Origin of the sequence: Brevundimonas sp. UBA7838, assembly GCF_002500885.1 — a bacterium.
In the GTDB taxonomy this organism is placed as follows: Bacteria; Pseudomonadota; Alphaproteobacteria; order Caulobacterales; family Caulobacteraceae; genus Brevundimonas; species Brevundimonas vesicularis_C.
In genome coordinates, this window is sequence record NZ_DLTK01000009.1 from 896 (window position 1) to 12,447 (window position 11,552).

9 protein-coding genes and 1 pseudogene are annotated in these 11,552 nt (G+C 66.2%); 6 read left to right on the plus strand and 4 right to left on the minus strand.

Features of this window, described 5'->3' with window-relative positions; genetic code table 11:
* Together B3T77_RS00495 and glyS are read left to right on the plus strand one after the other, a co-directional pair.
* Positions 1–592: glycine--tRNA ligase subunit alpha (locus tag B3T77_RS00495; protein WP_292076029.1), on the plus strand; the 592-nt coding region annotated here is incomplete at its 5' end.
* The gene (gene glyS, locus B3T77_RS00500) at positions 592–2,781 is read left to right on the plus strand and encodes a glycine--tRNA ligase subunit beta (RefSeq protein WP_292076032.1); all 2,190 of its coding nucleotides are present in this window, start codon (positions 592–594) and stop codon (positions 2,779–2,781) included. The genes B3T77_RS00495 and glyS, both read left to right, overlap by 1 nt.
* 129 nt (positions 2,782–2,910) lie before the next feature.
* On the opposite strand, the gene B3T77_RS00505 is transcribed toward glyS, so the two are convergent.
* Positions 2,911–3,264, minus strand: a complete 354-nt coding sequence (locus tag B3T77_RS00505) for an endonuclease domain-containing protein (protein ID WP_292076035.1) — start codon at positions 3,262–3,264, stop codon at positions 2,911–2,913.
* 209 nt (positions 3,265–3,473) lie between these two features.
* Here B3T77_RS00505 and ppdK point away from each other — a divergent pair, with 209 nt between their 5' ends.
* Entirely contained in the window at positions 3,474–6,155 is a 2,682-nt protein-coding gene (ppdK, locus tag B3T77_RS00510) for a pyruvate, phosphate dikinase (RefSeq protein ID WP_349681203.1), read from the plus strand.
* Positions 6,156–6,498: 343 nt separating this feature from the next.
* Positions 6,499–7,026: a porin family protein gene (locus B3T77_RS00515; RefSeq protein WP_055752980.1), complete on the plus strand. Its 528-nt coding sequence runs from the start codon at positions 6,499–6,501 to the stop codon at positions 7,024–7,026.
* A gap of 72 nt (positions 7,027–7,098) precedes the next feature.
* Here B3T77_RS00515 and B3T77_RS00520 read toward each other — a convergent pair whose 3' ends face one another.
* The gene (locus B3T77_RS00520) at positions 7,099–7,368 is read right to left on the minus strand and encodes a hypothetical protein (RefSeq protein WP_017504786.1); all 270 of its coding nucleotides are present in this window, start codon (positions 7,366–7,368) and stop codon (positions 7,099–7,101) included.
* 136 nt (positions 7,369–7,504) lie between these two features.
* Here B3T77_RS00520 and B3T77_RS00525 point away from each other — a divergent pair, with 136 nt between their 5' ends.
* Positions 7,505–8,710: a M48 family metallopeptidase gene (locus tag B3T77_RS00525; RefSeq protein ID WP_292076051.1), complete on the plus strand. Its 1,206-nt coding sequence runs from the start codon at positions 7,505–7,507 to the stop codon at positions 8,708–8,710.
* Between the two features lie 41 nt (positions 8,711–8,751).
* Positions 8,752–9,213, plus strand: coding sequence for a DoxX family protein (locus tag B3T77_RS00530; RefSeq protein WP_055752982.1), 462 nt, complete (start codon positions 8,752–8,754; stop codon positions 9,211–9,213).
* 4 nt (positions 9,214–9,217) lie between these two features.
* Here B3T77_RS00530 and B3T77_RS00535 read toward each other — a convergent pair whose 3' ends face one another.
* Together B3T77_RS00535 and B3T77_RS00540 are read right to left on the minus strand one after the other, a co-directional pair.
* The gene (locus B3T77_RS00535; RefSeq protein ID WP_292076055.1) at positions 9,218–10,372 is read right to left on the minus strand and encodes a beta-ketoacyl-ACP synthase III; all 1,155 of its coding nucleotides are present in this window, start codon (positions 10,370–10,372) and stop codon (positions 9,218–9,220) included.
* 106 nt (positions 10,373–10,478) lie between these two features.
* Positions 10,479–11,552 (minus strand): annotated as a pseudogene (locus B3T77_RS00540) (capsular polysaccharide biosynthesis protein); the annotation flags it as partial.

The following is an 11,552-nucleotide window of genomic DNA, read 5'->3' on the forward strand; positions in this document are numbered from 1 at the left end:
TTCGCTGAAGGCGCTGGGCATCGATCCCACGCAGCACGACATCCGCTTCGTCGAGGACGACTGGGAAAACCCCACTGTCGGCGCCTGGGGCCTGGGCTGGGAGGTTTGGTGCGACGGGATGGAAGTGACGCAGTTCACCTATTTCCAGGGCGTCGGCGGCATCGAGGTCGATGTGGTGTCGGGCGAGCTGACCTACGGGCTGGAGCGTCTGGCCATGTACGTGCAGGGCGTGGACAACGTCTATGATCTGAAGTTCACCAAGGAGGGCCTGACCTATGGCGAGGTCTTCCTGGAGAACGAGCGGCAGCAGTCGGAAGCCAACTTCCACGGCTATGACGTGGACGGGCTGAAACGCCGGTTCGAGGACATGGTGGGCGAGGTCCAGCGCCTGCTGGACATGCGCGGGCCGCAGGATCAGCCGCTGGTCCTGCCCGCCTACGATCAGGTTCTGAAGGCGAGCCACCTGTTCAACCTGATGGACGCCCGCGGCGCCATCGCCGTCGCCGAACGCCAGAGTTACATCGGCCGCATCCGCGAACTCTGCAAAGCCTGCGCCCTCGCCTACGTCGAACAAGAGCGGAAAACCGCCTGATGCCCCAACTTCTCCTCGAAATCTTCTCCGAAGAGATCCCCGCCCGGATGCAGCAGGGCGCCGCGCGCGACCTGGAGCGGATGGTTTCCGACCGTTTGAAGGCCGCCGGCCTGACGTGGGACGCGCTGACGACCTATGCCGGTCCGCGCCGCCTGACGCTGGTCATAGACGGCCTGCCCGCCGCCACGCCGGACCGCGAGGAAGAGGTCAAGGGCCCGCGCGCCTCGGCCCCCGAACAGGCGCTGGAAGGCTTCCTGCGCAAGACCGGCCTGACGCGCGATCAGCTAACCGAGCGCGACGAAGTCCTGTTCGCCGTCCTGTCGTCCAAGGGCCGCGCCACGACCGATCTGGTCGCCGAGACGGTGGATCAGGTCGTCCGCACCTTCCCCTGGCCGAAGTCGATGCGTTGGGGGTCCGGCACGCTGCGCTGGGTGCGTCCGATCAAGCGCATTCTGTGCCTGTTCGACGGCAAGGTGGTCCCGTTCGAGATCGACGGCATTTCATCCGACGCGATCACCGAGGGGCACCGCTTCCTGGGCTCGGGCCAGCCGCTGAAGGTCAGCGACTTCGTCGACTACCGCACCCAACTGGAAAAGAGCTTCGTCCTGCTGGACGTCGCCGATCGCAAGCTACGCATTCTGGAACAGGCCAAGGCCGCCTGCGCCGCGCGCGGCCTGGCCCTTGTCGATGACGACGGCCTGCTGGACGAGGTGGCGGGTTTGGCCGAATGGCCGACCCCGATCCTGGGCGATATGGACCCGCAGTTCCTGGCCCTGCCGCCGGAAGTCGTGCGCCTGTCCATGAAGGTGCACCAGAAGTATTTCGCCGTTCGCGATCCGTCCAAGGATGGCCTGGCCCCCAACTTCCTGGTCGTCGCCAATGTCGAGGCGACCGATGGGGGCAAGGCCCTGGCCGCCGGCAACAGCCGCGTCCTGTCCGCCCGCCTGAACGACGCGCGTTTCTTCTGGGACGAGGACCAGAAGGTCGGCTTCGACGCCTGGAACGCCAAACTGTCCGGCGTCACCTTCCACGCCAAACTGGGCACCCTGGCCGAGCGCGTCGAGCGCATCGCTGCTCTGGCGCGCGAGATTGCGCCGCTGGTCGGCGCCGACGCCGACGAGGCCGAAACCGCCGCCCGCCTGTCCAAGGCCGACCTGCTGTCGGGCATGGTCAGCGAATTCCCGGAACTGCAGGGGATCATGGGCGGCTATTACGCCCGTCTCGCCGGCCATTCCGACGCGATCGCCGACGCCGTGCGCGACCACTACAAGCCCCAAGGCCCTGCCGACACGGTTCCGACCGCGCCCGTCACGGTCGCCGTCGCCCTGGCCGACAAGCTGGACACCCTGGTCGGCTTCTTCGCCATCGACGAAAAGCCCACGGGGTCTAAAGACCCGTTCGCTCTGCGTCGTGCGGCGCTGGGCGTGATCCGTCTGGTGCTGGAGAACGGAGTTCGGACCTCGTTGGCCGATCTGATTGTCCCGGCTGCCACGGATGTCTTTGATGACATGAGGGCCGATGTCCTGGCTAAGCAGCTAGAGGCGCTCGATGTTGCCGAAGCCAGGGGCGTTGAAGGTCAACAACTCGCACCCGCTCGCAAGGCCGCGATCATGAAAGGGCGAGTTTACGTCACTGACAACGAGCTAATGCTCGCCTTGGATGTAGCGGTTGCTCTGTCCGCCTTCTTCGCCGACCGTCTGACCGTGCTCCTGCGCGACCAAGGCCAACGCCACGACCTCGTCGCCGCCGTCTTCGCTCTGGGCGACGATGACCTCGTCCGCATCGTGCGTCGGGTGGAGGCGCTGGCCACCTTCCTCGCCACGGACGACGGGGCCAATTTGCTGGCCGGCTTTAAGCGCGCCTCCAACATCCTGCGCGCCGAGGAGAAGAAGGGCCCCCTGCCCACCGGCATGGTCCAGACCGGCCTGCCGAACCAGCCCGAGGCCGAGACCACCCTGGCCTTCGCCGTCGGCGCCGCGCGCACCGCCGTCGAGGCCGCGCTGGAGACCGAGGACTTCGCCGCCGCAATGACGGCCCTGGCGCGCCTGCGCGCGCCCGTGGACCGCTTCTTCGACGACGTTCTGGTCAACTCCGACATCCCCGCTGAACGCGAGAACCGGCTGAAACTGCTGGGCCAAGTCCGCGACGTGATGGGCCAGGTCGCCGACTTCGGCCAGATCGCGGGGTAGGGCAGAACCCCTCCGTCTCTCCGCTGAGCTCCGAGACACCTCCCCATGGAATGGGGAGGAGACGGGACTTCGCCGCATCGTCTCCTCCCCACCTGTGGGGAGGGGGACCGCGTAGCGGTGGAGGGGCTCTTAGCCTCGGATTCGGTCTCTCGCCCTGTCGGCGATGAAATCAAGCACGTCACCCAGGTCCACCCGCACCTGTTCGGCCGAGACGCGGATGACCGCAATGCCCTGGGTCGCAAGCCAGCGTGTGCGTCGGGCGTCATGTTCGCCTCGGCCTTCGTGGCTTTCGCCATCCACCTCGACGGCCAACATCGCCTCGGCGCAATAGAAGTCGAGCACATAGACGCCCGTTGGATGCTGGCGGCGAAATCTCAGCCCATCCAGCGCACGGCGGCGCAGGTGGACCCACAGTCGGGCTTCGGGCGGGGTCAGGGCGCGGCGCAGGATGCGGGCGCGCGAGACGGAGCCTTCGTGCGTCAAGAACCCCTCCACCGCTTCGCGGTCCCCCTCCCCATTTCATGGGGAGGAGACGATGACGTCAAGGTTGTGCGCGCGCGTCGCTAGGAAACTGTCCACCCCCTCACGCATTGTTACATCCGCAATGGTCAAGGCCGCTCTCACGCGCTAGATCATGCTGCATGTGCGAGCGGGGCCAACCCGCCGGACGATCCGAAAAGCTCAGGGACTGCATGATGACTCAGTGGGTGTACGGCTTCGGCGGAGGCTCCGCCGACGGCGACGCGTCGATGAAGAACCTTCTCGGCGGCAAGGGCGCCAATCTGGCGGAAATGTCGTCGCTGGGTCTGCCGGTTCCGCCGGGCTTCACCGTCACCACCGAGGTCTGCACCCACTATTACGCCAACAACGAGACCTATCCGGCCGATCTGGACGCCCAGGTCCAGGCCGCCCTGGCCAAGGTCGAGGGCGTGGTCGGCAAGACCTTCGGCGATGTCGATAACCCGCTGCTGGTGTCGGTGCGGTCGGGCGCGCGGGCGTCCATGCCGGGCATGATGGACACGGTGCTGAACCTGGGCCTGAACGACCAGACGGTCGAGGGCTTGGCCAAGCTGTCGGGCGACCGTCGCTTCGCCTTCGACAGCTATCGCCGCTTCATCACCATGTATTCCAACGTCGTGCTGGGCCTCAGCCACGACGATTTCGAAGAGGTGCTGGACCAGCACAAGGATCGCCTGGGTGTCACGGTCGACACCGACCTGACCGCCGCCGACTGGGAAAAGGTGGTCGCCGACTACAAGGCCGTGGTCGAGCGTGAACTGGGTCATGCCTTCCCGCAGGATCCCAAGGACCAGCTGTGGGGCGCCGTGGGCGCCGTGTTCGAAAGCTGGATGAACGACCGGGCGAAATTCTATCGCCGCATGCACGACATTCCCGAAAGCTGGGGCACGGCCGTCAACGTCCAGTCGATGGTGTTCGGCAATATGGGCGAGACCTCGGCGACCGGCGTGGCCTTCACCCGCAACCCCTCGACCGGCGAGGCGCGCCTGTACGGCGAGTTCCTGATCAACGCCCAAGGCGAGGACGTGGTCGCCGGCATCCGCACCCCGCAGTCCCTGACCAGGATCGGGCGCGAGGAGATGGGCGAGACCGCCCCCTCGATGGAAGAGGCCATGCCCGAGGTGTTCGCCCAGTTCGTCGACGTCGTCGGCAAGCTGGAAAGCCACTACCGCGACATGCAGGACATCGAGTTCACGGTCGAACAGGGCCGTCTATGGATGCTGCAGACCCGCAACGGCAAGCGCACCGCCAAGTCGGCGCTGAAGGTCGCTGTCGATCTGGCCGCCGAGGGCGTGATCTCTCAGGAAGAGGCCATCAGCCGGGTCGAGCCGTCGGCGTTGGACCAGCTGCTGCACCCGACGCTGGACCCCGATGCGGCGCGCACCGTGGTCGCCGCCGGCCTGCCGGCCTCGCCCGGCGCGGCGACCGGTAAGATCGTCTTCGACGCCGACGAGGCCGAGCGTATGTCGGGTCTGGGCGAGGCGGTCATCCTGGTGCGCGAAGAGACCAGCCCTGAGGACATTCACGGCATGCATGCGGCGCGCGGCATCGTCACCGCCCGCGGCGGCATGACCAGCCACGCCGCCGTCGTGGCGCGCGGCATGGGCCGGGCCTGCGTCTCCGGCGCCGGCGAGATCCACATCGACGAGGCCAAGGGCGTCTTCACCGCGCGCGGCCGCACCTTCAAGGCCGGCGAGGTCATCACCATCGACGGCTCCAAGGGCGAGGTGCTGGACGGCGCCGTGCCGATGATCGAGCCCGAACTGACCGGCGACTTCCAGACCCTGATGGGCTGGGCCGACAAGGTGCGCCGCCTGAAGGTCCGCGCCAACGCCGAGACCCCGCTGGACGCCAAGACCGCGCGCGGCTTCGGCGCCGAGGGCATCGGCCTGTGCCGCACCGAGCATATGTTCTTCGACGACACCCGGATCGCCGCCGTGCGCGAGATGATCCTGGCCGACGACGAGAAGGGCCGTCGCGCGGCGCTCGCCAAGATCGCGCCGTTCCAGAAGTCGGACTTCGTCGAACTGTTCGAGATCATGGCCGGCCTGCCGGTGACGGTGCGCCTGCTGGACCCGCCGCTGCACGAGTTCATCCCCCACACCGAGGAAGACATCGACGCCTTGGCCGCCTCGTCCGGCATCGACGCCGAGAAGCTGAAGCGCCGCGCCAAGGAACTGCACGAGACCAACCCGATGCTGGGCCACCGCGGCTGCCGCCTGGGCGTCGCCTACCCCGAAATCTACGAGATGCAGGTCCGCGCCATCATCGAGGCGGCGCTGGAGGTCAAGCAGAAGTCGGGCGCCGCGCCCCTGCCCGAGATCATGCACCCGCTGGTCGCCCTGGGCCTTGAGATGAAATATCTGCGCGAGCTGACCGACCGCACGGCCAAGGCGGTGTTCGAGGAGACGGGCCAGACCATCGACTATCTGGTCGGTACCATGATCGAACTGCCGCGCGCCGCCATCCGCGCCGGGGACTTGGCCGAATACGCCCAGTTCTTCAGCTTCGGCACCAACGACCTGACCCAGACGACGTTCGGCATATCGCGCGACGATTCCGGCCGGTTCCTGCAGGCCTATCTGGACAAGGGCATCTTCGAGACCGATCCCTTCGTGCGCCTGGACCGGGACGGCGTCGGCGGCCTGATCGAGATCGCCGCCGAACGCGGGCGCAAGGTCCGGCCCGAGGTCAAGCTGGGCATCTGCGGCGAGCATGGCGGCGACCCGTCGTCGATCGCCTTCTGCGAACAGGCCGGGCTGGATTACGTCTCCTGCTCGCCCTACCGCGTGCCGATCGCCCGTCTGGCGGCGGCCCAGGCCGCGCTGAACGTGGAGCGCGAGAAGGACCGCTAAAAGCTACCCAAGACCCGTCATCCTCGGGCTTGACCCGAGGATCGGCGGTTCCGCCGCTGGTGCTATGACGGCGACGCACAGTCTGTCTGATGTCCGATCCTCGGGTCGAGCCCGAGGATGACGGATAGCAAGATGAAAGGGCGGTCTCGGTTGAGGCCGCCCTTTTTGCTGCGGCGCCACAAAGTCGCCGATCTTGGCGGAACGCTGTATGTGTCCCGGCGTCCACAGGCATTCGTTGCGTGTTCCCGCTTCTGGAACAGATGACGCCGTGACCTATTTAAGCACTCGCTGGATGGGGCTGATGATCGGCTCGGTCATCACATCTAGGAGTTAATAAGAAACAATGCGTAACATTCTTCTCGCCGCTGTCGCCGTTTCCGCAATCGCCGCCCCGGCCTTTGCTCAAACCAATCCTGAGCCACGTGGTTACGGTTCGCTGGGCTACACTCATCTTGAAGGCGACAATGCAACGACGGGCGCTGTGACCGGTCGTTTGGGCGTCAACCTCAACCGTTACTTGGCCGTCGAGACCGAAGCCTCGGTCGGCGTCAAGGACGACGACTTCACTGTCGCCGGCGTCGATGGCTCGATCAAGCATGAGTGGGACGCCGCCGGTTACGTGGTCGGCAAGGTGCCGGTCTCTGACAAGCTGGAACTGTTCGCGCGCGGCGGCTACGGCCACACCGAGCTGAAGCAGGAGTTCCCGGGCGCCAACACCGACGTGGGCGGCGACAGCTGGAACTACGGCGCCGGCGCCAACTACTACCTGGACGGCGTCAACGGCGTGCGCGCCGACTGGACCCGTCGCGACTACCGCGACAACGGTGGTGAAGCCGACGCCTATTCGGTCAGCTACATCCGTCGCTTCTGATCTGATCGATCAGTCATAACGACGAAGGCGCGCTCCGCAGGGAGCGCGCCTTTTTCGTTCAGGACGGTGAAATCAGCCGAAGTCGCCGGCCAGAGCCCAACGCTGCGAGCCTTCGCCGAACGGACGAACGAACCAGTCGCGATAGTATTCGAAGGTCTCGATGATCTTTTGGCGAAGATCGGGCGGGTTGACCGCCTCGCCGCGCTGGCGCTTCATCGCCGCCACGCAATCGACCACCATGTTCTGATGCGCCGAGCCACCCATGCTCTTCAACACGGTGGCGATATCATGAGCCAAGCTTTCCAGGACCTGCTTGGGCGTCTTGTGAGCCATCTGGGACATCCCCTGTTCTCGACAGGAGAATGCGTGACAAAAAGTCGTGAAAGATTCAAGCGTGGCCGGGCGAGAATCATCATGGATGCGAATTAACCTGACATAACGCGGGTCGCGCGGTTTGGTTCTCTCAAGGGAGAAAACCATGACGAATTTCGATCCGGCGGCCGCGACGGCCCATTGGCTGGCGACCTTGTCGCCCCAGGAAACGGCCCGGGCCATCGCCTATACCCACGGTTCGCATTGGCTGATCCTGTGGAGCTTCCTGGTCTCGGCCCTGGTCGCTTGGATCATCGTGCGTACCGGCCTGCTGGTCGCGATCCGCAGCCGGATCGAACGTCGCCGCCGTCGGCCGATCCTGGCCAGTTTCGCCGTCGCCCTGGTCTATTCGGCCATGAGTTGGGCGCTGACCCTGCCGTGGGCGATCTATCAGGGCTGGTGGCGAGAGAAACAGTATGGACTGACCAGCCAGGCCCTGGGCGGCTGGCTGGGCGAGGCCGTGATCGGCGCAGCCATTTCGGTCGTGGCGACCTCGCTGCTGCTCGTGGCGATCTATGCCCTGATCCGGCGCGCGCGTCGGTTCTGGTGGGCCTGGGCGGCCGGCGTGACGGCGGCCTTCAGCGTCATCGGGCTGGTGCTCGCGCCCCTGGTGATCGAGCCGATCTTCAACACCTATACGCCCGCGCCGAACGGGCCGGTGCGCGACGCCGTCGTGACCCTGGCCAAACAGACGGGTACGCCGTCGGACAAGATCTTCATCTACAACGGCTCCAAACAGTCTGACCGCTACACCGCCAATGTCTCGGGCCTGTTCGGCACGGCGCGGGTGGCGATGAGCGACACCATGTTTAAACAGGGCGCGGATCTGGCCGAGGTGCGGGGCGTGGTCGGCCACGAGATGGGCCACTACGTCCGGGCGCACATTCTCTGGACCGTCGGCATTCTGGTCCTCCTGTCGGTGCTGGCCTTCTGGCTGACCGACCGGCTGTATCCGGTGGCGCATCGTCTGCTGAGGGCGGATCGCGTGGGCGACATCTCCGACCCTGCGGGCCTGCCGGTCCTGGCCCTGGTGCTGGCTTTCCTGGGCGTGCTGGGCACCCCGGTCTTCGCCACCATGACCCGCACGATGGAGGAGGACGCCGACCACTTCTCGCTGGTTCACGCCAATGAACCGGACGGCCTGTCCAAGGCCCTGATCAAGACCGCCGAGTACCGCGCGCCGTCGCCGTCGGCGATCGAGGAGTTCCTGTTCCACGATCACCCCAGCGTTGAGAACCGCATCCGCCGCGCCATGGAATGGAAGGCGACGCATCCGCCACGCGACGGGGCCGAGCAACCGACGCGGCCGTAAGGCATTGAAGGCTCTGCCATTCCAAGCGGAGCCTTCGCCCCATGATCGACCTCTATCGCGGCCTCGGCCTGGGCGTTCCGGCCCTGATGGACATCGCGCCCCTGATCGCGCGGGTCGTGGTCGGGGGAATGTTCTTCCTGTCCGGCTTCTACAAGCTGTTCACCCCGGCCCAGGCCGAGAAGATGCAGAAGACGATGGTCGAAGCCGGCATCGCCGCGCCGCGCCAGACCGCCAAGTTCGTCTCGGTGTGCGAGTTCGCCTTCGGCGCCCTGCTTATCATGGGTCTGTTCACCAGCCTGGCGGCCCTGGTGCTGCTGATCATCAGCCTGGTCGCCCTGGTGACGGTCGCGTCAAAGTCGGTGGAGGGGACAAGCCTCGGCTATCGCCTCTCCAGCTATTTCGACCTGCCCGAGACCCTGCTGATGGTCATCCTGATCTGGCTGATCGCCAATGGACCGGGGCTGTGGAGCCTGGACTTCGTCCTGTTCCTGCCCCGGCTTTAAGGCTTCAGGCGGCGCGCTTCCTGACGAAGACCGTCCCGGCCGAATAGCCGGCGCCGAAGCTGCAGATCAGCCCCGTATCGCCCGCCTCGAACCCGTCGTTGTGCAGGTGGAAGGCGATGATCGACCCGGCCGAGGAGGTGTTGGCGTATTCGTCCAGGATGATGACGTTCTCGTCCGCCGAGGGCTCACGACCCAGCACCTTCTTGCCGATCATCGTGTTCATGTTGATGTTGGCCTGGTGCAGCCACAGCCGCTTCAGATCGTGCGGATCCAGGCCCAGTTCGCCGGCGTGATCCACGATCATGTCCGACACCATCGGCACCACGTCGCGGAAGACCTTGCGGCCCTGCTGGATGAACAGCTTGTCGTTCTGGACGCTGTCGTCGGCCTCCGGGCTGTCCAGATGCGCGGTGTCGCGCGCATTGCGGTTCAGGAAGCCGAAGTTGTTGCGGATATTGTTGGAGAAGGTTGTCTTCAGCCGCGTGCCCAGCACGTCCCAGCCGCCCGGTCCCGCCGTATCCGACGACTCCACGATCACCGCCGTCGCCACATCGCCGAAGATGAAATGGCTGTCGCGATCGGTGAAGTTCAGGTGGGCCGAACAGACCTCCGGATTGACCATCAGCACGGCCTTGACCGAGCCGCCGGCGATGAAGTCCGCCGCCGTCTTGATGCCGAAGGTCGCCGAGCTGCACGCCACATTCATGTCGAAGGCGAAGCCCTCGATGCCCAGCGCCTGCTGAACCTCGATCGCCATGGCCGGATAGGCACGCTGCATGTTCGACGCGGCGCACAGGACGGCGCCGATCTCGCTGACCGGCTTGCCCCAGGCCTCGATCGCCTGCCGCGCCGCCTTGACCGCCATCTCGGCCAGGATCGAGATTTCGTCGTTGGAGCGTTCGGCCAGGTTCGGGGCCATCCTCTCGGGGTCGATGATCCCGGCCTTGTCCAGCACGAACCGGCTCTTGATGCCCGACGCCTTTTCGATGAACTCGGGCGAGGAGTGCGACTTGGCCTCCAACTCGCCGGCCTCGATCTGGGCGGCGTGGCGGGCGTTCCAGCCGTCAGCCCAGGCGTTGTAGCTGTCGACCAGTTCGGCGTTCGAGACCGATTGGTCGGGGGTGAAGAGGCCGGTGGCGGCGATCACTGCATTCGACACTTTGGTGTTCCTATCGCTCGGCCCGCGGGGCCTCGCTGCTTGAGGAAGTCTATTGCGCGTCCAAAAGACTCGCTGTTGATGACAGTCCGTTTCCTATCAGAACGCGTCAATAGGACGGCGGCGGCTTGCGGTCGAGACTGGCGATGATCCCGGCGGCCCAGCGCTGGACCTGACCGCGCGGCGCCTTGGGCGTCGGCTGGTCGCGCGCGGCGATCAGCCGGTCCACCAGATCCTCGGCCTCGCAGGGCCAGCCCTCGGGCGTGACATACAGGGGATAGGCGATCAGGGCGGTGTGGACCAGATGATCGACGCCGGCGCGGCGACTGCGGCGCTCAAATGTCAGCCGATCGTCGGTCAGCCCCCATCCGGCGTAGAAGGGCCGGCCATAGACCGACACCGCCTTGCCCCGCATCAGGGCCTCGAACCCGGTCAGGGAGGTCAGGGTCGCTACCCGGCGACAGGCGTTCAGACAGTCCACGATATCCAGCCCGTCGCCCACCGCATCGACCGAAGCCATGGCCCCGGCGTCCAGCCGCCCGGGCCGGTTGCCCGCCAGCACATCGGGGTGATTGCGATAGACCAGAAAGGCGTCCGGATGATCGCGCCGCGCCGCCTCCACCAGGGCCGAGTTGGTGTTCAGATCCGGCGCACAGCCCAGCAGGATCGACTTGTCGTTCTCGACCTGACCAACGACCAGCAAGATGTCGCGATCGGCGGGCCAGTCCGTCGGCGCCTGACCCCTCAGATTGTATTTCGACAGGCCGGCATCGACCACGCGCGTCCGCAAGGCGGCGGCCCGCGCCAGCTGCACCGGCGACAGGTCCGAGGTCTCGATCAGGGTTTCCAGCCGCGAGGGCCGCGACGGATCGTAATAGACGCCCTGATCGTCCAGGGCGACCGACAGGGCGCCGACGAAATCGGAACCCAGGCCCCGCGAACGGATAAAGCCGTCTTCCATCCGCACGGTCGGGCCGTCAAATGCAGCCGCCGCCTGGCGCGTCGCCTCGCTCTCCTTGCCCGCCCACCAGATCAGCCGCCCATCGCTCGCCCTGGCATGGGCGGCGGCGCGCGACGGCGACATGAAATAGCGCATCGACGCCTTGGGCGAATTCAGCAGGCGGCGCACCGGCGGCCGCTTGGCGGGCGCGAACCCCACCGCCGACCACGAGCCCGCCAGCCG